The sequence below is a fragment of the Desulfobulbus sp. genome (assembly GCF_031547805.1).
Classification (GTDB): domain Bacteria; phylum Desulfobacterota; class Desulfobulbia; order Desulfobulbales; family Desulfobulbaceae; genus Desulfobulbus.
Genome location: NZ_JAVBRQ010000022.1, coordinates 1 through 24,231, shown reverse-complemented (window position 1 = coordinate 24,231; position 24,231 = coordinate 1). Strand labels below are relative to the sequence as shown.

General features: G+C 60.3%; 18 protein-coding genes and 1 pseudogene. 6 read left to right on the top strand and 13 right to left on the bottom strand.

Annotated features, from left to right (window positions below; genetic code table 11):
- Positions 1–3: 3 nt before the first annotated feature.
- On the bottom strand, positions 4–774 hold the full coding sequence (locus RMR13_RS08605; RefSeq protein WP_310600231.1) for a TorF family putative porin: 771 nt from the start codon (positions 772–774) through the stop codon (positions 4–6).
- A gap of 373 nt (positions 775–1,147) precedes the next feature.
- Positions 1,148–2,578 carry a diadenylate cyclase gene (locus RMR13_RS08600; RefSeq protein ID WP_310600230.1) on the bottom strand — a complete coding sequence of 477 codons (1,431 nt, stop codon included), beginning with the start codon at positions 2,576–2,578 and terminating at the stop codon, positions 1,148–1,150.
- A 384-nt stretch (positions 2,579–2,962) separates the two neighbouring features.
- Here RMR13_RS08600 and rpmB point away from each other — a divergent pair, with 384 nt between their 5' ends.
- Together rpmB and RMR13_RS08590 are read left to right on the top strand one after the other, a co-directional pair.
- The gene (gene rpmB, locus RMR13_RS08595) at positions 2,963–3,157 is read left to right on the top strand and encodes a 50S ribosomal protein L28 (protein ID WP_310600240.1); all 195 of its coding nucleotides are present in this window, start codon (positions 2,963–2,965) and stop codon (positions 3,155–3,157) included.
- Between the two features lie 99 nt (positions 3,158–3,256).
- Positions 3,257–3,514, top strand: a complete 258-nt coding sequence (locus RMR13_RS08590; protein ID WP_310600229.1) for a hypothetical protein — start codon at positions 3,257–3,259, stop codon at positions 3,512–3,514.
- Positions 3,515–3,533: 19 nt separating this feature from the next.
- Here the strand turns inward: RMR13_RS08590 and RMR13_RS08585 are convergent, their stop codons facing one another.
- Complete coding sequence (locus RMR13_RS08585) at positions 3,534–4,361, bottom strand: SDR family oxidoreductase (RefSeq protein WP_310600228.1); 828 nt, start codon at positions 4,359–4,361, stop codon at positions 3,534–3,536.
- A 76-nt stretch (positions 4,362–4,437) separates the two neighbouring features.
- Between RMR13_RS08585 and RMR13_RS08580 the strand changes: the two genes are divergently transcribed.
- On the top strand, positions 4,438–7,353 hold the full coding sequence (locus RMR13_RS08580; RefSeq protein WP_310600227.1) for an insulinase family protein: 2,916 nt from the start codon (positions 4,438–4,440) through the stop codon (positions 7,351–7,353).
- A gap of 19 nt (positions 7,354–7,372) precedes the next feature.
- Here the strand turns inward: RMR13_RS08580 and RMR13_RS08575 are convergent, their stop codons facing one another.
- Both RMR13_RS08575 and RMR13_RS08570 read right to left on the bottom strand, forming a co-directional pair.
- Entirely contained in the window at positions 7,373–8,296 is a 924-nt protein-coding gene (locus RMR13_RS08575; protein ID WP_310600226.1) for a universal stress protein, read from the bottom strand.
- Positions 8,297–8,349: 53 nt separating this feature from the next.
- Complete coding sequence (locus RMR13_RS08570; RefSeq protein ID WP_310600225.1) at positions 8,350–9,318, bottom strand: hypothetical protein; 969 nt, start codon at positions 9,316–9,318, stop codon at positions 8,350–8,352.
- 108 nt (positions 9,319–9,426) lie between these two features.
- On the opposite strand from RMR13_RS08570, the gene RMR13_RS08565 reads away from it, so the two are divergent.
- Positions 9,427–10,599 carry an RtcB family protein gene (locus RMR13_RS08565; protein WP_310600224.1) on the top strand — a complete coding sequence of 391 codons (1,173 nt, stop codon included), beginning with the start codon at positions 9,427–9,429 and terminating at the stop codon, positions 10,597–10,599.
- 30 nt (positions 10,600–10,629) lie between these two features.
- Here the strand turns inward: RMR13_RS08565 and sppA are convergent, their stop codons facing one another.
- Positions 10,630–12,498, bottom strand: a complete 1,869-nt coding sequence (sppA, locus tag RMR13_RS08560; protein ID WP_310600223.1) for a signal peptide peptidase SppA — start codon at positions 12,496–12,498, stop codon at positions 10,630–10,632.
- A 297-nt stretch (positions 12,499–12,795) separates the two neighbouring features.
- On the bottom strand, positions 12,796–13,578 hold the full coding sequence (locus RMR13_RS08555) for a PEP-CTERM sorting domain-containing protein (RefSeq protein WP_310600222.1): 783 nt from the start codon (positions 13,576–13,578) through the stop codon (positions 12,796–12,798).
- A 207-nt stretch (positions 13,579–13,785) separates the two neighbouring features.
- On the opposite strand from RMR13_RS08555, the gene RMR13_RS08550 reads away from it, so the two are divergent.
- Positions 13,786–16,593: a retention module-containing protein gene (locus RMR13_RS08550; RefSeq protein WP_310600221.1), complete on the top strand. Its 2,808-nt coding sequence runs from the start codon at positions 13,786–13,788 to the stop codon at positions 16,591–16,593.
- A 58-nt stretch (positions 16,594–16,651) separates the two neighbouring features.
- Here RMR13_RS08550 and RMR13_RS08545 read toward each other — a convergent pair whose 3' ends face one another.
- The 3 genes from RMR13_RS08545 to RMR13_RS08535 are packed head-to-tail and all read right to left on the bottom strand — an operon-like array spanning position 16,652 to position 20,861.
- Positions 16,652–17,296 (bottom strand): response regulator transcription factor, encoded by a 645-nt coding sequence (locus RMR13_RS08545; protein WP_310600220.1) that lies wholly within the window; start codon positions 17,294–17,296, stop codon positions 16,652–16,654.
- 1 nt (position 17,297) lies between these two features.
- Entirely contained in the window at positions 17,298–18,671 is a 1,374-nt protein-coding gene (locus RMR13_RS08540; protein WP_310600219.1) for an HlyD family type I secretion periplasmic adaptor subunit, read from the bottom strand.
- 12 nt (positions 18,672–18,683) lie between these two features.
- Entirely contained in the window at positions 18,684–20,861 is a 2,178-nt protein-coding gene (locus tag RMR13_RS08535; protein WP_310600218.1) for a type I secretion system permease/ATPase, read from the bottom strand.
- Between the two features lie 187 nt (positions 20,862–21,048).
- On the opposite strand from RMR13_RS08535, the gene RMR13_RS08530 reads away from it, so the two are divergent.
- Positions 21,049–21,294: a hypothetical protein gene (locus RMR13_RS08530; protein ID WP_310600217.1), complete on the top strand. Its 246-nt coding sequence runs from the start codon at positions 21,049–21,051 to the stop codon at positions 21,292–21,294.
- A gap of 9 nt (positions 21,295–21,303) precedes the next feature.
- On the opposite strand, the gene RMR13_RS08525 is transcribed toward RMR13_RS08530, so the two are convergent.
- The 3 genes and pseudogenes from RMR13_RS08525 to RMR13_RS15385 all read right to left on the bottom strand — a co-directional run.
- Complete coding sequence (locus RMR13_RS08525; protein WP_310600216.1) at positions 21,304–23,271, bottom strand: EAL domain-containing protein; 1,968 nt, start codon at positions 23,269–23,271, stop codon at positions 21,304–21,306.
- Positions 23,268–23,897, bottom strand: a complete 630-nt coding sequence (locus RMR13_RS08520; RefSeq protein ID WP_310600215.1) for a transglutaminase-like cysteine peptidase — start codon at positions 23,895–23,897, stop codon at positions 23,268–23,270. The genes RMR13_RS08525 and RMR13_RS08520 overlap by 4 nt, the downstream gene beginning before the upstream one ends.
- 201 nt (positions 23,898–24,098) lie before the next feature.
- Positions 24,099–24,231, bottom strand: a pseudogene (locus RMR13_RS15385) (IS5/IS1182 family transposase); the annotation flags it as partial.

Below are 24,231 nucleotides of genomic sequence, written 5' to 3'. Positions count from 1 at the left end.
AGGTCAGAAGGCGTAGGTAAGGCTGATACCGCCGAAGACATTGGTGTGCACGGTTTCTTCCGGCAGGACGTCGTCATCCATGGAGTCGGAGAAATTGATGTTGGCGCCGATGCCAAGGGCCTCGGTTGCCATGTATTTTACCGAGGCGGTGAGGGTGTAGTTGAAGAAACCGCTGTCCGTGCCGGCTGCGTAATATTCGCTGAAGTCTTCGCCGGCAAAGCTGATCAGGCCGCTTAAGTTGAGGGTGGTTTTATCGTTGAGTGCGTAGGCGTATCCCAGTCCTGCCGTGAAGTAGAAGTCGTCTACCTGGTCGAAATCGTAATACATTTTCCCGGATAAGCTGAAACCGTGGCCCAAGTCGTAGCCCAAGCCCAAGAAAATTTCGCTGGTGTTGTTCAGGTCCTTGGGCTCGCCGTTGAGGGCGTCGGGATGCGTGGTGGGAAAGGTATAGGCAATGACGCCGACGCTGGTGTCCACCTTGCCCAATTTGAACATATAGGAGGCGGTCAGGTCGACTTCGGAAAATCTGTTTTCCTCGACCGTGCCGTTGTAGTCGTCGACGTCGAAGTTGGCCCATACATTGACGCCGAATCCGTTTTCCGCGGCAACGTCGATGCTCGGCTGCAGGACAAAGCCGTGGTTCGCGGTCAAACCCCGCCAGACATAGGCACTGTTGGCGTCAAGGGCGGCGGTGGCGGTTGCCGCTTCGGCCTGGGGTGCGGTGATGGGCATGGTAAGGGCGCCGAGGGCTGCCACGGAAAACAATCGTTTCATATTCTCTCCTTTTTAACATAGTTGTTGTAACGGCTCCTCATCGCACCGGTATTTCAATGACAGAAACGGTTCTGATGTCCGAGGCGTGAACAGTGATGCGCGATGCCATTTTAAAGCACGTATTGTGCCTTTTCTGTATTTTCCGTTATTTTTTAAAAAAACTTCTTTATTATTGCATTGTTGCGATGGTAGACCTTGCTGGTCACCGTGCTGTTGGCACGGATATATTTACATTTGTGGTATATTTTTTTAAATATATACTCAAAAATGTCGCGTGCGCGCGGACTTCGGGAGGGGGGAGGGGCAGGGCAAGGGGCAATGAATCCGGGCCAAGGCCGGCATGGTTTGGCCCGGCCAAGTGCCGGGCTATCGATTATTTCAGTTCGATGAAGACTTCGACGTCGGGCCAGCGTTTGGTGACCGGCTGGATCGAGGGGCGGGCGATTACCTTGCAGAACAGCTTGCTGTCGGTGGAGATCGACTCCAGGTAGATCGGGGTGGTCAACACTTCTTCGGTGCCCCGCTCTTCCCTGACGACCGGAATAGTGACCAGGACCGTTTCCGGGGTCACGGTGATTTTCTTGATCTTCAAGTTGCCGGGAAGCTTGCCGATGATCTGTGGGGTGATCGCCACATTTTTCTGAACCACGGCGGCCAGGGTGAGCTTGAGTTGCTGGGGAGAGGTGTCGAGCAGGGTGACCGCCTTGGGCAGTCGCAGATTTTCGCTGGTGATGATGATGGTTTGGCTGCCCTTGGCCATTTTGGATAAATCGATCTTGACGCTGGGAGGATTGCTGGCCAGGTTGTCCATTTCCGATTTGGGGCCGGAAAGATACAGTTTGACCTCGTTGGGCTTGTCGCCGACCAACACCAGGTCATCGGCAGGGGAGGTGTAGTCGATATTCACCGGCAGGACGCGCTCGACCACTTCCCGCTGCGAAATGGCCAGGGAAGACCAGAAAACAACGGCGATGATCAGGCTGGCGACGCATTGGAAGATGGTTCGCTTGCGGATTTTCGGGGCGTTGTCCCGGTTGAAGAAGCCCATCTCCCGCTGATGGGTGGCAATGGCGCGGGTGATTTGTTCGGCGGTGCGCACCGGGTGCATCTCGCCGTTGACGAAGACAGAGGCCTGCCCCCGCTCTTCGGAAACGACCAGGGCCATGGCGTCGGTCTGCTCGGCCAGGCCCATGGCGGCGTGATGGCGGGTGCCGTATTCCTCGGACAGCCGGGTCGACTGCGACATGGGCAGCCGGACCCCGAATTGGGTCAGCTTGCCGTTTTCGATGATCACGGCGCCGTCGTGTCCCGGCGAGTTGGAGTCGAAAATGCTGAGGATGAGCGGCAGGCTGGGGACGGCGTTGAGTTGGTAGCCGCCCGAGATCTTGTCGCTGAGCGGCTCCCTGCCGGGAAAGACGACAATGGCGCCGCACCGCTCCTGGGCCAGCTTGATCAGGGCATCGCCGACAAGGCCGTGCAGCGGGGTGTCCGCGCCCTTGTATCGATGCGGCGGCACCGAGACCGCCTTTTCCAGCACTTTACGCAATTCGGGCTGGAAGATGATAATCAGGCCGAGAACGGCCACGTTGCTGACGTTATGGTAAATCCACTCGATGCCCTTGAGCTGGAGGGCGTTGGCCAGGATGAAGACCACCAGGGCCATGAGGATGCCGGCCATGATTTTCCAAGTGCCGAGCCGAAGCAGGGTCCGGTAGAGGAAAAACAAGCCTGCGGCAATCAGGAGAATGTCAAGGACCGACCGCCATGAGAGCAGTTCGTAAAACAAAATGGCGGCATGTCTCATGCGGCGGTTCCTTGCGGTGCGTAGGGCGGTACATCGTCGGCTTTGGCCCGGTTGTCGCCGCGCACCTGCTCTGCCGTGAAGTGCGGCACGGGGGCGGTTTAGGGACGCGTGGTTGATTGTAAGGCCGATTATACCAAAAACCAACCGCTGAACGAAGAAAAATTCTTCATCATTATTGCCGGGTTATACGTATTTGTCGCCATGGCGGCAAGGCGGCGTGCCGGGGCCTTCGCTTGTGCCGAAACCGCGCGGTCGGCACCGTGCGCGGAATGGGGCCGCCTCCAGCAAATTCTCCGGGGCGGACGCGAAAAGAACTTGCTTTTTCAGGGCGTGGGGCTATTATTCGCGGTTATTGTTAAACGATTTACCAGAGGAGAAACGATCATGGCCCGTATTTGTGAAATCTGCGGCAAAGGCCCTGCCACGGGGAACAACGTCAGCCACGCCAATAACAAGACCCGTCGCCGTTGGTTGCCCAATCTGCAAAGAGTTCGCATGCAGACCCGCAACGGCGGCACCGTGCATGCCAACGTCTGCACCCGCTGCATCCGTTCCGGGGCTGTCGTCAAACCGGTCTGATTTCCTGTTTTGCCGTGCAAGGCGCGTTGACTCCGCGCAACTCGCCTTGTTCCCGCGCGTTGTCCCCGTCCCCTGCCGGGCCGGTGCATGGAGTGTCCGATGAGCGAAGATGAAATTCGTTTCCTTCCCTATGAGGAAGCTGTCCGATTGGTGGCTGCCATTCAGGAAGAAGAGGATATCGACGATCCTGACCACCGGATTTTGACCGTGTACAGCCACCAGGACAAGGAACTCTGTTGGTACGACTTCGACGAGGTGATGCGCGATGCCGGCGTCCAGAAGAGCGATCCGGCCTCCAAGGAAAAGGTGACCGAGTACATCATGCACCACCTTCCCGATTGGGTGTTGGAAGGCTGACAATCGCCGCCCTTGCAACTCACAAAGCCCCGTCGGGCATGACCCCGGGCGCTTCCCCCCCCACCGCATAGCCGCCGTCGAGGCGCAGCACCGAGCCGGTCAGAAAATCGGCATCCCGGATCAAAAACAGCACGGCCCGCGCCACTTCCTCGGGCGTGCCGGTTCGCCGCAGCAGAGTATGACGGAGCAGATCGCGCCGCTGTTCCTCGGCGAGCAGGTCCCAGCCCCGGGTGCCCGGCCCATGCCGGGAGTCGATCAGTCCCAGCATGAGTTCGTTGACCCGGATGGTGGGGGCGCCGATTCTGGCCCAAGTTTCGGTCAGGGAACTCACCCCCCGGTTGGCGGCGGCGTAGCCGTCGTTGAACAGGAGGCCCGCCGGACCGGACCGGCCGACCATGCCGGCGATCGAGGAAATGTTGACCACCGCCGCCGCTTCGCTGCGGCGCAGCAAGGGCAGGGCCTGGTCGAAGACCAGCCACTTGGCGTGCAGGGTGGTTTCCATTTCCAGCCGCCACTGGTCGCGGTTGACTTCCCGGCCGTAGCCGCCATGCAAAATCGGCATGCCGCCGCGTTCGATGTTGTTGACCACGATTTCCAGCCGGCCGAATCGTTCGTCGATGGCGGCCATCAGTTCCGCCACCTCGCTTGTCAGCCGCAGGTCGGTCCGCACCAGCAGGTGCCCGTCCCGGCCGCCGCCGAATTCCTGCCGCAGTTCCGCCACCGATTCGGGCCAGTCGAGCCAGGGTAGAATCAGACGCACCCCCTGGCTGGCCAGATTGCGGGCGACGGCCCGGCCGATGCCGCGCGTCGCTCCTAGCACCAAGGCCCGTTTGCCGGCAATAATCACCTTGTTTACCCCCCGGTCGCACACTATAGTTTGAACACCTTTTACCGTTGTGTACACCAAAGCGTGAGGTTCGACAATGCAGCAATCCTTGATTTTGTTTTCGTCACGGCTGGCGATGCTCCTTTTGGCGGCGTTCCTGACCGTTTTGCCCGTGGATCGGGCCAGAGCCGCCGATGCCGATACTCGTCCGGCGCGGCCATCCTGCCTGACAGACGGCTGGCCCCAGGACGGCAGCGATTTGCGGCCGGACCCGTCGCTGGTGTTCGGCCGGCTGGACAATGGCCTGAAATATGTGCTCATGCCCAACAGCGAGCCCAAGAACCGGGTGGCCCTCTATCTTCTGGTTCGGGCCGGATCGCTCAACGAGACCGACGAGCAGAGGGGATTGGCCCATTTCCTGGAGCATATGCTCTTCAACGGCACCACCCATTACCCTCCCGGTACCTTGATCAAGTATTTTCAATCCCTTGGCATGGGATTCGGTGGCGACACCAACGCCCACACCGGTTTTGACGAAACGGTCTACAATCTCCTGCTGCCCTCGGCGGACGCCGCCGTGCTGGCGGATGGATTCAAAGTGCTGGCCGATTACGCCAGAGGAGCCTTGTTGCTGGAAACAGAGGTCAACCGGGAGCGGGGCGTCATCTTGTCGGAGAAACGCAGCCGCGATTCCGCCGCCGCCCGGGTCGCAAAAAAACAGATGGAGTTCGACTTCGCTGGCACGCTCGTGGCCCGGCGCGACCCCATCGGGGTGGAAGAGGTGCTCAATACGGCGGACAGTCGCCGGCTCCGCGCTTTCTATGACAGTTGGTACCGGCCCGACAACATGGTCGTGGTGGTGGTCGGCGACATGCAACCGCAGGAAACCGCCAAGCTGCTGGAGACGGCCTTTGCCGGCCTGAAGGCGGCGGAGGCCACGATCCAGTGCCCGGAGATGGGCAAGGTCAAGGAGTCGGGCCTCGACATCCAGGTCCTGCCCGAGCCGGAATTGGGCGCCACCAACGTGGCCTTGACCACGGTGGGCAACATCAAGCCGCGTACCGATTCCCAGGCTTGGGAAATCGAGCAGATGCGGCAATACCTGGTTTCGATCCTGCTCGACAACCGGCTGGAACAACTCGAACAGCAGCCCAGCAGTCCGCTGGCGCAGCCCCGTGCCCATGCCGGCCTTTTTCTCCGGCAATACAACTACGCCACCCTGACCGCCCGGACCGAAACCGGAACCTGGCGGGAAGCGCTGACCCTGTTGCAGACGACCCTTGCCCAAGCCCTGAAGGATGGGTTCACCGCGGATGAATTGGCGCGGGGCAAGCAGGAGGTCAAGGCCATGCTCGAAAAGGAGGTACAGACCGCCGCCTCCCGCGACAGCCGCCAGCTTGCCGATGACATCATCCGGAAACTGGGCGACGACGAGGTGCTCCTGAGTCCGGCTCAGGAAATGGCATTTTATGGACCGGTACTCGACAAGCTGACTCTGGTCGAGGTCAATGGAGCCCTGCATCAGTTGTGGGACGGTCAGCACCGCCAGATTCATCTGGCCGGCGTCCTGGAGTCGGGCCTGACCGCCGCCCAACTGCAGGAACAGGTGCGCGAGCTGTACCGGGCCAACCAAGCCAAGGATCTTCCGGCCTGGGTCGAGGCCCGGCGCGCCCCTTTTCCTTATTTGCCTCTGCCCACCGTTGCGGAGAACGAACATGTCGGGCAGGTGAGCCACAAGGAAATCGGGGTGGAGACGGTATCGTTGGCCAACGGCGTGCTTCTTAACATCAAGGCCACGGATTTTCAGGCAAATCAGGTGATGCTCTCGGTGCAGTTCGGCAACGGCAGGCAGGATGAACCGGCCGCGGGCATGGCCTTGTCTGCCGAGGCCCTGATGCGCGAGAGCGGCATCGGCCGTCTGACCCGCGAACAGTTGAATCAAGCCTTGGCCGGAACCAACGTTACCCTCGATTTTGCGGTGGGACCCGAGAGTTTTTCTTTTAATGGCAGCAGCTTGCGAAATGAATTCGAGACCTTGCTGCAGCTGCTCCGGCACCGCTTGCTTGATCCCGCCTTCCGGCCCGAGGATTTCCGCCGCAGCCGGGAAAACCTGCACCGGATGTACGATCAACTGGCCGGGACGGCGGAAGGCGTTGCCCAGATCCAGGGCGAGCGGTTTTTGGCCGGCGGCAGTCCGGAATACGGACTGCCGGATTGGGGCGAGGTGGAGAAGATCGACCTGGCCCGGATCAGCGGCTGGCTGACACCTGTCCTGGCCCACGATCCCCTGGAAATCAATGTGGTGGGCGATATCGATCCCGCCGAGGTGATCAGGCTGGTCCGGAAATATTTCGGCGCGGAAAAACGGCAGGCACCGGAAGCGAAGCCGGTTCAGCCGATCGTGTTTCCCGCCGGTGAAGAGCGGCATTTGCAGGCGGCCAGCACCATCGACCGGGCACTGTTGATCGTGGCCTGGCAAACCGCCGATTTCTGGGATATCGACCGCACCCGGCGGCTCAACCTGCTGGCCTCGGTGTTCGACGACCGGCTGCGAATAAAGATCAGGGAAGAATTGGGGGCCACCTATTCACCCCAGGTGACCAGCCAGCCCAGCCGGGCCAGCATCGGCTTCGGCCTGATGAAAAGCAGCCTGATCGTCGCTCCGGATCAGGCGGAATCGCTCGCCCGGGCGATCAAGGCCGTGGCTGCGGGCCTGGTCGGCAAGGGGGTCGGCGAGGACGAACTGCATCGGGCTCTGGAGCCCACCCTGACCTCGATCAAGGATATCAAGCGGAACAACCGCTACTGGATGGAATCGGTGCTCAATTTGTCCAGCCGCCATCCGCAGCAACTGCAATGGCCGCTCACCATTTTGGAGGGATTCGCGGCCATCAAGGCGGATCAGTTGACCGAACTGGCCAGGCAATATCTGGCTCCAGAACGGGCCGCCACGGTGATCGTCGCTCCGATGGCGGCTGCCGGTCCAGCCGGGCCGCCAGCGACGAAGCAATAGTTGGAGCGGCCGGGGGAGGCTACCCGGCCAGCCACACGGCGAGATCCTGGGCTTGCTTCAGGGTCTTGTCGGAAACGCCCTTGAGCTGGCCCTTGGCGAGGTCGCGCCGCCGCCGGCCAATGACGATGGTGCCGCAACCGTGCTGCTTGGCCTGCCGCAGCAGATCGCTGCCCACGTCGAGATGCATCTGCGCCGGCAGCTGCCTGATCCGGCTTCGGGAGATGCCGCCCTCGACCAGGAGCTGGCAGTGGGCGTAAAAGAGAAAGTTGTCCAGGTCGAGGTACTTGTCGCACCATTCCTTGCCCCACTGGAGATGGAATTCCTCGGCCGTGGCCGCCTGTTGGGCGCCGAAGACCGAGTTGGAGTGGTAGAGGCAGATTTCGGCGCCGGGGCGGTTCTTGAGCATGTAGGCCAGGTGATCGGCGGCCAGCAGCGAGGAGGGACGGCTGTGGACGGCGAGCAGAAACCGCTCGGCGCTGACACGGCCGTCCACGATCCAGAGCGGCACATTGTGGCATTTTTCGACCAGCTCGCCCGAGATGCTGCCGAAAAACACGTTGCCCATGGATCCCAAACCACGCCGGCCGATGACCACGCTGTCGTAATTGCCGTGTTTGGCCTCGTCGCGGATCGCGCCGCTGACGCTGGTGGCAATCCTCACTTTGGTTGCAATCCGCTCCCGGGAAATGCCGCCCCGGACCAGTCGGTCCTCGGCGTCCCGCAGCTGCTTGCGGGCACGGCTGGCCCGCTGGTCCGTTTCCGCGGATTGGCTGCGCAGGGGGTCGACATCGAACATCCACTCCTTGCCGCCACCGCCGCTGGGCACCACGCCGAAGAGGTGCAGGGAAAGGCTGGAGTCGGAACCGAAGAGATTGGCAAGATATTCCAGGCTGTTGCCGCTGTACACCGAACCGTCGATCGCGACCAGTATGGTTTTTTCCATATCGTCTCCTTGCAAGGTTTGCCGGGTTGGTGCCCGTCGTGCCGACCGGGTTGCTACATCACTAAAAAATAATATAAAAATGCGATCAGCGCTATGCTCAAGGCCCGGAATCCCTGGCTGAACAGGATCAGTTCCGCGGCCAAGACCGGTTTGAAGATGCCCGCATAGTAGGGATACTGGTGGCGGATGGCGCGGATCGGCGAAGAGAGGATGTTGCCGATCAACAGGACCAGCACGATTTCCTCCGCGCGCATCGAGCCACTGGCCAGCAGCGAGCCGGCGGCGGCCAGGCCGGCGGTGAATTCGGCGGCCATCTGGAAGGTGAGGATCGACAGGGCCTGGGGCGACAGCCAGGACAGCCAGGCAAGATGCTGTCCCATGAATCGTTCGGCGGCGGTGAAAAAACCGGCCTCGGTGAGGGCGTAGAAGAGGATGTAGATCGGCACGGTGTAGCCGACAATCTTGCGGATGCGCCGCTTGAACCGCTTCATGGTGTTCTGGAGGGCGGCGCGGAACGGATGTTCCGGTGGTGGCGGCAGCTCGGTGGCGGCTATTTCTCCGTTGTTGGCGGGCAGCAGCATCCGGCCCAGCAGGGTGACGAACAGGGTTCGGAGGATGGCCGCGCCCACGGTCAGGCCGATGTAGACGAAGGCGGCGCTCTTGATGATCGGCGCGGCGATGAAGAAGGTGGTGGGCAGGTGCAGGAAATTGCTGGGCAGGCTGTTGAACAGATTGGCCAGGATCAGTTCCTTGCGGCTCAACTGCCGGTTGGCATAGCCTTCGGCCAGCATGGTGTTGGCGGCCATGCCCGAAAAGAAACAGACCGAGAAGGAAGCGCCGGTCAAAGGCGAGAGATGGCCGAATCGGGTCAGCGGCCTGGCGATGACTGCCAGCTTCCTGGTCCAGTTGAGCGATTCAATGAACAGGGCCGCCAGCAGGCCGATGGCCAGGTAGATCAGCAGGCGCAGCAGGGGCCAGCCCAGGTGCAGCCAGAGGTGGGTCAGGGTTTCCTGAGTGATCATGGAAAAGGTGCCGGGTGGTGTTCAAGGGATGCCGGGCTGGAAAGCGCAGGTCCGGCGCAAACGGTGTGGGCACTATATATCAGCGGGCACAGAGAGCAAGGGGACACTGTGAAACGGGCGATCAACACGGAAAAAATACCGCTGTTGCTGTGGACGGATGCATTGGAGGAAGAGGCCATGGTCCAGGCCCGCCATCTGGCCAACCTGGAGTGCGCCTTCCACCACGTGGCGATCATGGCCGATGCCCATGTGGGCTACGGCATGCCGATCGGCGGGGTGTTGGCCACCGTCGACGCGGTCATTCCCAACGCGGTCGGGGTCGATATCGGCTGTGGCATGCAGGCGGTCCGCACCGGCCTGGCCGAGGTGAGCATCCCGCAGCTCAAGCGAATCCTTGCCGCCCTGCGCGCCGCCGTTCCTCTGGGATTCAAGCATCATCGCAAACCGCGTCCGTTTGAGGCCATGCCGGATCCCGGCACCACGGAACGGGACCTGCCGGTGGTGACCGCCGAGTTCGGCAGCGCCCGCCACCAGATCGGCACCTTGGGCGGCGGCAACCATTTCATCGAAATTCAGAGAGGCAACGATGGGCGGATTTGGCTGATGATCCATTCGGGCAGCCGCAATCTCGGCTACAAGGTCGCCGGCCATTACAACGATCTCGCCGTCCAACTGGCCCAGAAGGCCGGCAGGAGTTCCGTGCCGAAGGAGTGGCAGCTGGCGCTGCTGCCGCTGGCATCGTCGGTGGGGCAGCGGTATCTGCGGGAGATGGAATACTGTGTCGCCTTTGCCCGGGCCAACCGGGGCGAGATGATGGCCGTGCTACAGGAAATCGTGGCCGAGACGACCGGCTGCGACCGATTCGATCCGCCCCTGGACGTCGCCCACAACCATGCCGCGGGCGAGACCCATTTTTCCAGGCCGGTCTGGGTGCATCGCAAGGGCGCCACCCGGGCCTTTGCCGGCGAATACGGCATCATTCCAGGCTGCCAGGGCAGCCGCAGCTACATCGTGCGGGGACTGGGCAATCCGCAGTCGTTCATGTCCTGTTCGCACGGGGCCGGGCGGGTGCTCGGCCGCAAGCAGGCCCAGCGAGTGCTCGACCTGCGCGAGGAGATCGCCAAGCTCGAAAAGAGCAATGTCCTCCATTCGTTGAGCCATCGCAACGATCTCGAGGAGGCGCCCGGCGCCTACAAGAACATTGGCGAGGTGATCGCCAATCAGCTCGATCTGATCGAGATCGCGGTCGAGCTCCAGCCCCTGGCCGTGCTCAAGGGATAGTTCTTCACGCCGGCCGGCGCCCGCCCCGCCCTATTGGAAGGAGAGGGCCGAGAGCGGCAGCAGGCTGTGGCAATAGATGCCTTCCGGGTCATTGTTGCCGGGCACGAAGACATCGAGTTGCTCGACCATCGGCCGGCGCAGCGAGTCCGGAATCAGGGCGGCGGGCCAGAGCCGGGCCATCAGGGCCTCGATCGGCTGTTCGGCCCGTTTGAAGCGCTCCAGATAGTTGTCCGGCGCCAATTCGAGGTAATAGCCGTTTTCCGCCGGGATTTTAGCCCGCTTGGCAGCCTCGTCCACCGCGTCGTGCAGGTCGCCGAGTCGGTCGACCAGGCCCAACTTGAGGGCGGTGGCACCGTCCCACACCCGCCCTTCGGCGAGTTTTTCCACCTGCTCGGCGGACATGCGCCTTCCTTTCGCTACAATGTCGATGAATTGGCGATATCCGCGTTCGACATCCATTTGCATGGTCGAAGCCTCGGCATCGCTCATGGGTCGGGTCAGGTTGCCGAAGTGGGCGATGTCGGTGGTGCCGATGCCGTCACTGTGCAGGCCGATTTTGGCCAGGGTTTTGTCCACCGAGGGAATGGCGCCGAAAATACCGATCGAGCCGGTGAGGGTGGTCGGCGCGGCCACGATCGCATCCGCATCGGCCGCCAGCCAGTAACCGCCCGAGGCGGCCATGGCCCCCATCGACACCACGACGATTTTTCCGTCCTTTCTCGCCGCCGCCAGTTCCTCGCGGATCAGTTCGGAGGCGAACGCGCTGCCGCCGCCGGTGGCGATCCGCAGGACAATGGCCTTGACCCGCGCATCCTGGCGGGCCTTGCGGATACGCTTGACCAGGTCGTCGGCGCCGATCTGGCCGGCCGCCCCCTTGCCCGGGAGAATGTTGCCGGAGACGGTGATGATCCCGATCAGCTCCTTTTTCTCCCGGCTGTCGGTGTAGGAGGGGGTGACCGTGTCGAGATATTCCTGAAAACCGATGGAATTAAAGCCCTCCTTGCCCGGTGCCGGGCCAACTTCCTGGATGAGCAATTCTTCCATTTCCCGATGATTCTTCAGGCCGTCCACCAGGCCGGTGGCCAGGGCCAGCCGGGCGCGGTCGCCCCCCACGGAGCCCAGTTGGGCGACGGTTTGATTGACGTTGTCAAGGAACACCTGCCGCTCCAGCTTGCGGTGCTTGACGACATCTTCGCAGTAGATATCCCAGAGTTTGCCGAGCCACAGGCCGGTGTTCTCCTTTTCCTCGGTCGACATGTCGTCGCGCAGGAGCGGTTCCACCGCCGATTTGAAGGTGCCGACCCGGAAGACATGGAAATTGATCGCCAGCTTGTCGATCAACTCGCGCGCATAGAACCGGAACACCGAAAATCCGCGAATGTTGACCGCGCCCATGGGATGGAGGTAGATCTTGTCCGCCCAGGATGCCAAGTAGTATTGGGCCTGATTGAAGTTGTCGCCCACGGCGATCACTTTTTTGCCGGTGTGCTTGAAGGTGTCGAGAGCGGCGCCGATTGTCCGGATCTGGTCGAGGCTGGCGGTGCCCATGCGGTTGGTGTTGAGGACCAGCAACTTGATCCGTCGATCGTCGCCGGCGGCATGGATGGTGTCGAGAATGTCCTGAAGAAAGGTTTCCTCGCGCAGGGAGTTGTCGGCCAGCCGGTTCAGTATTTTGGTGATGGGGTCCATGGGCGACCGTTGCTCGACGATGTCCCCTTCGGGCGCCAGAAGCAGGGCGCTGTGCATGGGCACCCGGACTTCGGGCGTGTACAGGATCGCGGTGACCGCCAGGGCGACCAGAGCGAGAAAGATCAGGTTGGAGAGGACCGCCAGGCCGGAACTGAGAAATTTCCAGAGCCAGACAAAGGGTCGTGATAGCAGGTAAAAGGTTCTTTTCACGGGTAACCTCGCGCTGGAAGACTATCGGGGGACCGGACAGGTGCCATGAACCGGGCCGGAGGCATTGTTGCGGGCGGTCGTTGAGATCGCATGGTCGGCACGCCAGTCGTCGATTTTTCCGATCGGAGACAACGGACGGATGACGTGGGGCACCATACCACGATCCAGTTGGAAGCGAAACCGCTTCCTGGGGCGGTGGCGGGAAGGCCCCTTGTCGGAGCGTCTTGGCGCAGAAATAAAAAAACGACCGCCTCCCAACAAGGGAAGCGGTCGTTCGTGTTTGGGGAAAAAGAACGCTTATCTGTTCCGGCGGCGGGCACATCCGGCCAATCCGATCAGGCCGGCACCGAACAGCAGCACGGTTGCTGGTTCGGGAACAGGGGCCGGAGTGGTGGGGGAGTAGGCGCCCTCGATAACGTCGTTGCCGCAGGCCATGGTCCAATGGAGGCCCAGATCCTGGATTCCGTCCCAGCCGGTCTTGCTCAGGTCAATCGTAATCGTGAGAGTGGACTGCGATGGATCGAGCAGCCAACTGCCTGTGGCCAATGCATCTTCCTTGTTTTCTGGGGTGAACCACGCTTCCTGCATGGTCCGCAGCGATCCGGATGTAATTGTGCCGTCTGTTGTGCTGTAGAGGCTTGTTGTGCCACCCATCTCAGGGGCCCCGTTGCTCATGAGATTGTTCAAGGTTACCGCATATTCCCACTTCTCCCCATTGTTCTTGTTGTCGCTGGCGTAGAAGTCGGTAGCCGTTCCGGTTGGATTCCAGCCATCGGTGCTCAGGAAAAGTGGTCCAGGTTGAAAGATCTCGTTTTCGGAGGAATTACCCCAGGTTTTGAAATAGTTTCCATTCAACACCACGGTCAATTTGCTTCCCTCCACTTTCACGTCCATGCCGGCAACATCGTATCCTTGATTATCGAGATCGTAAACGTCCGGGTTTGTGCCAGGAGACAAGTCTTGAGCCACGGTACCGTCACCATGGTAGTTGTCCGGGATGTACACTGCTTGGGCATTGGCTGCGACCAGGAAGAAGGCCGAGGCGGCAAACAGGGCGATTGAGTATGCGTGCTTGTTCATGGTGTCTCCTTTAGAGCGGGTGTCTGATAAAAAGGGCCGGGGCCTTTCCGTCCCGGTCAATGTGCTTTCTGATGTTGACTGTATCATACGCCATCCGAAAAAAGGAACAATAGTACCTTGGTACAATGGTGGATTCTTTTTTTCTGGTATACGGTAGAGGCAAATCAAACCAATTTCAGTGTTTCTTCATTGTCAAAGGAGGGGCGCATGGCTCCAGCAAACACACAAACCATAGGCAAGGCTTTCATCGTATACGGCACGGTCAAGGCCGTTTCTCCCACCGGCGTCGAGCGGATTCTGACTCCGAACAGTCCCGTCTATGCCCATGAGCGGATAGTCACCGGGCCTGACGGCAGCATTTCCATCGCACTTGCCGACCAGCAGGGTCACCTCGACCTGGGGCGGATGTCGGACGTCCAGCTGGACGAGGACGTCTATGGCGGTGGCCATGCGGGAGGGGGTGCGGATGCCGTAGCCCAGGTCACGGATATCCAGGCCGCCCTTCAAGATGGAACCATAGATCCCACCACCGATTTGCCCGCGCCTGCGGCAGGTACCGGTACCGGCGGGGCTCCGGGAGCCAGGGGCGGCGGCCGACAGGTCGTCGTTTTTGAATCCGATCATATGGAAGTAATGCCCGATTCGGGTGCCGAAACCATCGGTGTCGGACTCAATTTTTTGGATCCTCCTCCAGGCGGGCGACCGGAGGAATCTCCGGCAATTTCTGGCGAAGTACCTGTCATTGAGCCTTCGATCCCCCTTGTCGGCCATGCGGAATTGACCTTCGATGAGGCAAATTTGCCTTTCGGGACTCATCCAGTTGCCGGCAGCCAAATCCAGGGAGGCACCCTGGCGGACCTGGGAGTACATTTTGGTGACGGTGGCCCCGGTACGCTCGATTTCGGCAATGGACAAACCATTACCATCGACGGTTCCAATACTTCGTTGACGGTGGAAGGGAAGTACGGCGATTTGACCATCAACGGCGACGGCACTTGGACCTATACCTTGGACGGCAATACACTCGACCATCCGGGCAAGGGTGCCACCGGCACGGCGGATCAGGTCGGCGATCAATTTTCCTTTGGTGCAATCGATTCGAACGGCAACCGGGCGGATGGCGGCAGCGTCGTGATCCACATTCTCGACGACGGGCCGACCCTAGACGTGGGTAACCAGAGTGTGGATGAGAGCAATGGTGTGGGCCAAGGCCATGAAGTGAATGGAACTCTGAACTTCAACTTTGGCGCGGATCGGGCCGGCAGCAGCCTGACCTTGAGTGCCGAAGGGGCGACGTGGGATGCCGATGCCAAGACGCTGACCGGGGCGGATAATGCCTGGACGCTGCATGTGAACGATGACGGGACCTACACCTTCACCCAGCTCAAGGCGATGGACCATCCCAACACTGACGATCCGAACGATCCTTTGGATATCAAGATCACGGCGGCGGTGACGGACGGCGACGGCGACAGTATCAGCAAGGATTTCACGGTCACGGTCTACGACGATGGACCAAGACTGGATGTTGACGATCAAACGGTGGATGAGACCGGTCCCAGCCATACCGTGGATGGAAAGCTGGAGTTCAACTTTGGCGCGGATCAGACCGGCAGCAGCCTGACCTTGAGCGCGGACGGGGCAACGTGGGATGCCTTAAACCAGACGCTGACCGGGGCGGACGATGCCTGGACACTGCACGTCAATGGTGACGGGACCTACACTTTCACCCAGCTCAAGGCGCTGGACCATCCCAACTCGTCGGATCCGAACGATCCCCTGGATATCAAGATCACGGCGGTGGCGACGGATGGCGACGGCGATAGCATCAGCAAGGATTTCACAGTCACGGTCCTTGACGATGGGCCCATGATCGGGCTGTCGGAGGGGAGTGAGAAAGCCAGCTTGGCCAACACGCCCGATGCGTCGACAACAGGCCATTTTGACGTCAATTTTGGCTATGACGGCCCGGCCGACAACTCGGCGCTCCAGTTGGGGGATATCAAAGGTGACAGCCTTGTCGGCAAAACAGTTGTCGATAATCATGGCCATGCCCTGACCTCCGGCGGCAAAGCGCTGGTCTATGAGAGTGACGGTGCCGGGGGGATCCATGCCGTTATCGATGGAACCCATGATTCGGTCTTTTCGGTAAGTCTCGATCCCGGCTCCGGTACGTACAAGGTAACCATGGGGGATCACGTTCTCGATCCGCTCCAGGCAACCACAGTATTTTCAAACGATACCACCGGCGGCACCGCTTCTGTTGACTTCGATATCACGAACGACATGCAGGTGCATGTCACCGGAACCTGCAATGGGAACCCGGCCAATGTGCAATGGGATAGCAAGGGACTCGGGGTCGATAGCGGCAAGGGCGATCACACCATCGGTACCGGTGACTTCCTGTCCATGGAATTCCAGGATGGGAATGGGAATACCCAGAGCGTGGAATCGGTCCATTTCACGCTCACAGGGTTGGGGCAGATACAGAACGGGGATACATTTATCCCGGAAACGGCACATTACGCCACCTATTTGAACGGTGTGCTGGTCGAAGAGGGGACGATAACGGGTAGCGCAAACGGAGAAGTTGATTTTAGTCTGAAATCGAGTGGCTTTGATACAATTGTTTTCGACACCAACAAAGCCGCTAAGGGTAGCGCCTACCAGGTCAAAAGTCTCACCGTCGATCAGCTCGACCACGATCCGAACTTGTCCTACACCGTGACTGCCACCGATGGCGACGGCGACACGGCCAAAACGGATCCCTTCGATGTGACCATCAAAAGTGCCGGCAGCTCCGACACGACCGAACACAAGGCGGGCTTGTTAAGCACTGCGGCGGCTGAGGACTTGCATCGAGATGGCGGCGATGCGATCCACGAGGGCTCGGGACACGACCATGCCGGTAGCGGCGGGGCACACGGGGCCTTTGGCGGTTCGGAAGGCGGTGGCAATGAAATGCACGATCAGGGAGGGCTTGATCACCTTGTCGGTTCGGTCGGACATCATTAATCGGGCACATTGCCCATCGGGTCTGTAAAACGCACCGGCCTGGACCAGAAAGATTGGTTCAGGCCGGTTTTTTTTTGTTGAACAGCAGGGCCAGGCCCAGGCGGCTGCGGATGGCGGTCTTGGTGTAAATGGCGCCGAGATGGGCTTTGACCGTTCTCTCGGTAATTCCCAACTGTTCGGCGATCTCCAGGTTGGCCAATCCTTCCGCCACCAGGCCGGCAATCTGATACTCCCGGTTCGACAGGTTGGCAAGCTGCCGGCCTGGGTTGTCCGTGCTTTCCTCCCCATTCTCCGGCGGCGCGGCGTGGGCCGATTCGGCGATCAATCGCTGCATCAACTGCTGGTTGATCCAGACCGATCCCGATGCGATCGCCCGTGCCGCTTCCAGGAGCCGCTCCGAATTGATGTAGCTGTTGGCATAGCCGACCACCCCCTGGCGGAGAAAGCCCAGTCCCTCGGCGTCGTCCGGCCGGTCGGACAAGATGAAGAGTTTGCAAGCCGGCTGCCGTTCCCGGATGTAGGCCACTATTTCCCGATCGATGAGCGCGCGATGGACAAACAACAGGTCGAAGGAAACCCCCTGGCCGACCAGGATGCGCAGATCCTGCAAGGTGCTGGTCTGGTAGACGGTGAAGAGGGTGCGAAGGGTGGCGGCCCAGCGTTCCCGCAGGCTGATATTGCCGCAGCAGAGAATCAGGTTCATGTCAGCGTTCCCTCAGGGCCGTGTATTTGGCGCGGAGTACAGGTTTGAGCAGGTAGGAGAGAATACTCTTTTTGCCGGTGAGAATATCCACCGAGACCACCATGCCCGGAATGATTGGCAAGGGTTTGTCCTTGCCACCTAGATGGTTTTGCTTGGTGCGCAGGCGGACCAGATAGAAATCGTTGCCCTGTTTGTCGGTGATCGAATCGGCGCTGATGTGCTCCAGGTTCGCTTCCAGACCGCCGTAAATGGTGAAGTCGTAGGCGGTAAACTTAACCATGGCATGCTGGTTGGGCCGCAGAAAGGCGATGTCGGCCGGTTTGATGCGTGCCTCGACCAGCAGGGTGTCTTCTAGGGGCACGATCTCGACCAAATCCATGCCCGGCTGGATGGTGCCGCCTACCGTGTTGACCTTGATCTGGTTGATGGTGCCGTGCACCGGAGAACGGACAGCGGTGCGCTGCAGGCGATCCATCAGGGCTTCGGCGTTGGCGCTGATGCTTTCGAGTTTGGAATAGGCCTCGTTCAGATCGGACCGGGCCGAATTGGAAAAAGCGAGCTGCTCGTTCTCCATGGCTTTCTTGGCCTCGGCAATCTTCGACTCCACCTTGGGAATCGCGATCCGGGTCGCCTCGATGTTGCCGGTCATCTCGCTGGATTGGCGCTGAAGCCGCAACACTTCGACTTCGGAGACCGCACCTTGCGCGATCAGCGGCCTGGTCATGGCCAATTCCCGCTGCAACAGCCCGGAAGTCCGGGTCAACTCATCCTGCTTGGAACGCAGCTCGGCCAATTCCTGTTTGCGCTGGTTCAACTGTTCCTGCAGGATCTGCAGCTTGGCGGCCAGCTGTTCCTTCCGCGAATTGTACAGCTTTTGTTCGCGAGCCCCGATTTCCGGTTTTTCCTTGGCCACTTCTTCGGGCGCGGTAAACGGCTTGTCCTGGGTTTCGGCTTCCAGTCTGGCGATCTGGGCTTTCAGCGCCAGGAGGCTGATCCGGCTTTCCTGGTAGGGTGCCGAAAACCTGGTTTTGTCGATCTCAAGCAGCAGTTGATCCTTGTCGACGACGTCGCCGACCCTGACCAGCAGCTTGGCGAGAATGCCGCCTTCCAGGTTTTGCACTATCTGAATCTGCTGGGACGGGATGACCTTGCCGTCACCCCGCGTGACCTCGTCGATTTGGGAAAAGGCGGCCCAGAGGGTGAAAAACAGAAAAAAGAGGCCGGCCAGCCAGACGATCAGCCGTCCGCCCCGAGGGTCTTGCAGCAGCAGGGTCGACCGGATATCGGTGACGAGATCGGGGTCGGGTTCCGACAGGCGGCGGAAAAAACCGGAAGAGACCGGAGGGCGCTCGTTGTTTGCTTGATGCTCGCTCATGGTTGTGTACGTCTAAAGATGAATCTGTCCGCTTTTGATCGCGGTCATGACCTGTTCGCGGGGCCCGTCGGCCACTACCACGCCATTGTTGATGAGAATGATCCGGTCGACCAGGTCGAGCAGCGAGCCGCGATGGGTGATCAGAATCAGGGTTTTGCCGGGCAGCAGTTGGGCGAGATTTTGCTTGAGCCGCGTTTCGCTGCGGTTGTCCATGGAACTGCTTGGCTCGTCGAAAACGAGGATGGGCGGATCGTGCAGCAGGGCCCGGGCCATGGCGACGCTTTGCCGCTGGCCGCCCGAAAGACCTCGGCCCTGTTCGCCGATTTCCAAGTCGAATCCCTTGGCGTGCCGGCCGACGAATTCGCTTACTCCTGAAAGCCGCGCGGCCTGGAGGATGCGGTCGTCCTCCATTTCCGGCGAGCCAAGAACTATGTTGTCTCGGATGGTGCCCCTAAACAGGGTGATATCCTGGGGGACATACCCAATGAAACGGCGCAGTTCGGCCGGATCGATCTGGCGGATGTCGGTGTCGTCGAGGGTCACCATGCCGGCGGTCGGTTCGTAGAGGCCGAGCAGCAGTTTGCCCAAGGTGGTCTTGCCCGAGCCGATGGCGCCGATGATCGCGACCCGCTCTCCCGGTTCGATGGTCAAAGCGATATTGTTCAGCGCCAGGCCGGACTGTTCGGGATATTGAAAGCTGACCTGCTCGAAGGCGACCTTGCCCCGGCATTCGCGGCGAAGCAGGAAGGCACGGTCCGGCGGCCGCTCCACGGGCAGGGCCATCACCGCTTCCAGCTCCATCAGGGCAGCTTTGGCCTGGTGGTAGCGGGTGGCCAGATTGACCGCCTGGGACATCGGTGCTATGGCCTGGCGGGAGAGAATGAGCAGGGCGATGATGCCACCCTGGGTCAGCTCGCCGGCGGCTATCCGGTACACGCCCGCGATGATTGTCGCCACCGTGGTCAGGTTCATGACGAAGTCGGCGAAATGGGTGACCGAGGAGGAAAAGATCCGGGAGCGGCTGCTCCAGGTGGCAATGAAGCTGACCGTTTCTTCCCAGGCGCGCTGGATCTGGCTCTCGGCGCCCAGCATCTTGACGGTTTCGATGCCGGCAAGTCCCTCGATCAGAATCGAATTTTTCTGGGCCGAAGCCTGCAGGGATTGTTCCACGGCGTGCTTGAGCGGCTTTTGCATGGCCCAGGCGAACAAGCCCATCAGCAGCACGGCGCTTAAGTGGATCAAGACGATCGGGCCGCCCAAATACCAGACGGCGAGCAAACCCAGGAACATGAAGGGCAGGTCGATGATGGCGGTGATCGAAAACGAAGTGATGAAATCTCGAATTGATTCAAACTGTTGCAGTTTTTTGGCAAACGCTCCCACCGATTTCGGCCGTACTTCCAGCCGCAGTCCGAGCACGTGTTCCAAGAGGGCCGACGAGACCCGCAGGTTGGTCTTTCTGCCGGCCTCATCGATGAAATATCCCCGGAGTCCCTTCAGGATCAGGTTGAAGATGTACACCACGCCGATGCCGATACCGAGAACCCACAGGGTTTCGAAGGCCAGATTGGGAATGACCCGATCGTAGACGTTCATGGTGAAGAAGGGGCTGGCCAGACTGAAGATATTGATCAGCAGCGAGGCCAAGAGGACGTCCCGGTAAATCCGCCAGGACGAAAAGACCGCGCCCCAGAACCAGTGGCTGTCCTTGGCCAGCAGCTGCTGCCGCTGGTCGAGCTGCCGGTCCTTGCGGAACTTGGGCCGGACGAAGAAGGAGAATCCGCTGTAGTGCCGCTCGAGTTCGCTTAACAGCAACTCGGTCTCGCCAAGCCCTGCTTGCGGCAGCATCACGACCGCCCGTTGTTGTTCGTGCTCGATGCTCGTCAACAGGCAGGCCTGGCCACCGTTGAGAAGGAGCACGGTGGGCAGTTCGAAATTGGACATCTTGGCAAGAGGGCGCTTGATCAATCGGGCTGCCAGGCCGGCCCGGTCCGCCGCGCGGCCGAAGAGCTCCACGGTGAGCCGGTTGTCCACCAGGGGCAGGCCGGCGCGCAGTCCGGTGCGGGAGACCGGTAAATCGTATAATTTGCCGAGTTGGAGCAAACAGTCGGTGAGGGGGTCGTCAACTGCGTCGGGCTCGAGGTCGATACGCCAGCTTTCTTGTTGCTGGGGGCTTTCCGTTGCATTCATAATGTGGTGCACAGTCCGGTTGTGGATCGATCAATGTCTATGGTATGCTGATTGTATCACAAGAAAATCCAACGCACCAAGAGGTTCATCGGAGCAGCCAATGTTATATATAGAACGGGATGCACAGGGGGCCATTGCCGCCATTCACAGAGATGGGGAGGGAAAAACGGGCCTGGAACCCGCCTCTTTGCTTGACGCAGAGGTCCTGGCCTTTCTCCGGTCCAACGGCGGCATGGAGACGCTGGACTTGCAGCTGATGGCCTCGGACGCCACCATGGTACGGGTGCTCGAGGACCTGATCGATGTCCTGGTGGCCAAGAACCTGATCCTGATCACCGAACTGCCGCCGCAGGCGCGGGACAAGATCCTTGGCCGTAAACAGATGCGCGCCCAGATGGCGGACCCACAACTGATGGTCGACGATATCCTCTGATTTCTTCCCCTACTTCCGCAGTACAAGTTCGGGCCGCCGGATCAGGAAACCCTGAACGGCGTCGATGGGCAGGCCGGTGACGGTCTGCCATTGCTGCTCGGTTTCAACCCCCTCCACCACCACCTTGATATCGAGACTGTGGGCCACGGTGCACAGCGCGCTGACAAAGAAATGGCTGTCGTCGCCGGCATTCTGCAATTCATTGGTGATGGCCCGATCGATTTTGACATAATCGGGCAGCAGGGATTTGAGATAGCCGAAGTGAGAAAAGGCCTGGCCGAAATGGTCGATGCCGAAAGCGTGCCCCATGGACCTGATTTCCTGGGCAAAGGGCTTGATCAGATACAGGTACCGCACCGCGCGGAATTCGGGAAATTCAACCTGGATTGCCAGGCCGGCTTCGGCGCAACGGCGCAGATGCGAGGAAAACCAGGCAACGAAGCCGCTGTCGGCCAGCGAAAGCGGCGAGAGGTTGATCGTGATCCGTCGTGGCGTAAACTGGTCAGGGGGCAGGCTGAAGATCTGTTCCAGGATCAGGCGATCAAGGGCCGGCATCAGTCCCGATTGCTTGGCCAGAGGTAGGAACCTAGCGATTGACAGATGGTTGCCCTGGTCGTCGGGCATCCGGGCAAGCAGCTCATGGTGCACGATCAGGTTTCGATCGTCGCGGCTGACCACCGGTTGACTGTACAGAACGACCGAACCTCGGGCGAGAAAATCCTCCAGCAAGGTCTGCCGTTCACTTCTGCCGGTGACGGCTGGCGCCATCTCCCCAGATGGTGGGACAATGACTGCGCGATTGTCGTTCCGGTAACGGGCACTGGCCAGGGCGGTGTCGGCCTGGGAAAGCAAGGCACCTAACGCGATTTCTTGGTTGTGGACTGCGCCGCCGCAGACAACGGGCAGCGGCTGGCCGGCCTGTTGGGCATCCGGCGGGCACAGTTCGGCAAGGATGGTGTCGGCCAATTGTTCGGCCATGGCAATGTCCGCGTTGGGCAGCAGCAGGGCGAAGTCGCCGCCACTCAGCCGGGCCGCGATGACTTCGACTTCGACCAGTGCGGCGCAGGCGTGCTTGATGCTTGCCGCCGCCTCCTTGATCAACTGGTCGCCGGCCGTATATCCTTGCTGCTGGTTGATCGCCTGCAGATTGCGAATATGGATGAGGAGCAGGGCACCCCTGACCGGCGTCGTCCTGCCCGTAAGCTTGGTTTTGGCCTGCGCCTCCAGAAAGCGCCTGTTGCCCAAACCGGTCAGCGTGTCCTGGTAGGCCCGTTGCCGCAGGGTCTCGGCAATGGCCGTCTGTTCGTCGAACAGAGCCCGGATGCGTTCGGTCATCCGGTTCATGGCCAGGACGACCCGCCTCAACTCCCTGGTGCGGGGCAGCTGATCCTGGATGATGAATTTCCGGTTGCACAGGGCCTGGGCCTGTTCCTCAACCCGGTGCAGGGGGCGGAGGAGCCGGCGTAGGCCAAAGCCGCCCAGCAAGGCCACGGCCATGGCCGCGGCCGCGCACCATTGGGTCGCCGCCAGGGCGGATTTCCACAAGGCCTTGTAGGCGTAGCCCGGATGGCTTTCGATCATGACCGAGCCGCACTGCTGCCAGCCATGCATGATCAGGGCCTCGGCCTGCGGGGCTTGGAGCGGGGTCAGACGGATGAACCAGTCCGGCACCCCTTCGATGGACATGTCGGCGTGCCGGTCGATCAATACTTTTCCCTCGATGTCCCGCAGCAGGATGCGCTGGTAAAAGCCACGATCAAAAAGTGCGTTGACCATCGCTTCCATGGCCGGGACGTCCGTTCCCTTGGCCAAGGTGCTCAACGAGAGGCCGAGCGAAGTCGCGGTGTCCTGGGCATGGGACTCCAACTGGTCGGTGAGGAAGTCCCGGGTGCGTCTGTGGTCGCCGACCCAGAGGCCAATCCCCAGGCAAACCAAGATGAGCAGGGTGAAGAGCAGCAATTGTCGGTAAAGTGTCATGGGGTTTTTTCCTTGTCCAGTTCCGTTTCGTCGGACATTCTGTCCAGCAGGTCATTCCAGCGCTTGAGCCGGTCGCTGCCGCCGACCAGCTGTCCCTTGCCGCGTTGTTTCGCCAGCCAAAGCCCCGAGCCGTTCATGCTGTAGACCGGCAACAAATCGGTCCGCTGCGAAGAGGGCAAAATGGCCTCGACCAGATTGTCGAGAACCAGCGGCTCCGCGCCCGGCGTCGGATAATAGGTTAGAACCATGTGAGCTTGATTGAGGCGCAGGGCCTTGACGTAGGTCAAGGTCAGGCGGTCTTCGGGGATGCCGAGCGTGATAAGGGTAAAAAATTTGGCAATGGCGAAATCCTCGCAGTCGCCGCCGTTGCTGGCGACGAATTCGATGGGCGTCGCCCAGTAATCGGTTTGCTTCCAGTGAATGGCATCGTCGACGAACTGCATGGTGTTCAGGAAACGATTGACTCGTTCCAGCTTGCCTCGATCGCTTCCCTCGGTGGTTTGTATCAGGTTTTGCCAGGCGAGCAGGCGCGTGCGGGCGTCGGTCCCGAATCGCTGGGCCATCCGGCGCATGATCTGCTCGCTGATGACAAAAGACTCCTTGGTTTGTACCTGTGAACCGGGCACGACCAAGAACAGCAGGAGACACCAAACGGCAGGTTTTCTAAGCAGGGAGAACAAGCGTGTGCAAAGGCTTGGTACGGAAAAAGAGGAGGCGGATCGCCTGAGCATGGTGTCAGAGTGAGTTGTCACGCAAGCAATCCATCCCTTGAAAAGGAACATGCCCGCCCCATCCGACAAGACAGGGCGAGCATGGCGACTTAGTGCTTATCTATAAATAGCCATGATTTTGTTCAAGACAATCATAGCGGCCGCCAAGGTGTTGAGTGCAATGTACGAGAGGTCCGTCTTCTCGTATCGTGGTATCAATTTGCGAAATCGATTGAACCATGAATGCGCC

What these genes read in the sequence shown, in the direction of transcription:
- RMR13_RS08600 (WP_310600230.1), bottom strand. Translation starts at nt 2,578, where the DNA reads ATGAGACATGCCGCCATTTTGTTTTACGAACTGCTCTCATGGCGGTCG.
- rpmB (WP_310600240.1), top strand. Translation starts at nt 2,963, where the DNA reads ATGGCCCGTATTTGTGAAATCTGCGGCAAAGGCCCTGCCACGGGGAAC.
- RMR13_RS08545 (WP_310600220.1), bottom strand. Translation starts at nt 17,296, where the DNA reads ATGAACCTGATTCTCTGCTGCGGCAATATCAGCCTGCGGGAACGCTGG.
- RMR13_RS08580 (WP_310600227.1), top strand. Translation starts at nt 4,438, where the DNA reads ATGCAGCAATCCTTGATTTTGTTTTCGTCACGGCTGGCGATGCTCCTT.
- RMR13_RS08525 (WP_310600216.1), bottom strand. Translation starts at nt 23,271, where the DNA reads ATGACACTTTACCGACAATTGCTGCTCTTCACCCTGCTCATCTTGGTT.
- RMR13_RS08535 (WP_310600218.1), bottom strand. Translation starts at nt 20,861, where the DNA reads ATGAATGCAACGGAAAGCCCCCAGCAACAAGAAAGCTGGCGTATCGAC.
- RMR13_RS08575 (WP_310600226.1), bottom strand. Translation starts at nt 8,296, where the DNA reads ATGGAAAAAACCATACTGGTCGCGATCGACGGTTCGGTGTACAGCGGC.
- RMR13_RS08570 (WP_310600225.1), bottom strand. Translation starts at nt 9,318, where the DNA reads ATGATCACTCAGGAAACCCTGACCCACCTCTGGCTGCACCTGGGCTGG.
- RMR13_RS08555 (WP_310600222.1), bottom strand. Translation starts at nt 13,578, where the DNA reads ATGAACAAGCACGCATACTCAATCGCCCTGTTTGCCGCCTCGGCCTTC.
- RMR13_RS08550 (WP_310600221.1), top strand. Translation starts at nt 13,786, where the DNA reads ATGGCTCCAGCAAACACACAAACCATAGGCAAGGCTTTCATCGTATAC.
- RMR13_RS08540 (WP_310600219.1), bottom strand. Translation starts at nt 18,671, where the DNA reads ATGAGCGAGCATCAAGCAAACAACGAGCGCCCTCCGGTCTCTTCCGGT.
- RMR13_RS08590 (WP_310600229.1), top strand. Translation starts at nt 3,257, where the DNA reads ATGAGCGAAGATGAAATTCGTTTCCTTCCCTATGAGGAAGCTGTCCGA.
- RMR13_RS08605 (WP_310600231.1), bottom strand. Translation starts at nt 774, where the DNA reads ATGAAACGATTGTTTTCCGTGGCAGCCCTCGGCGCCCTTACCATGCCC.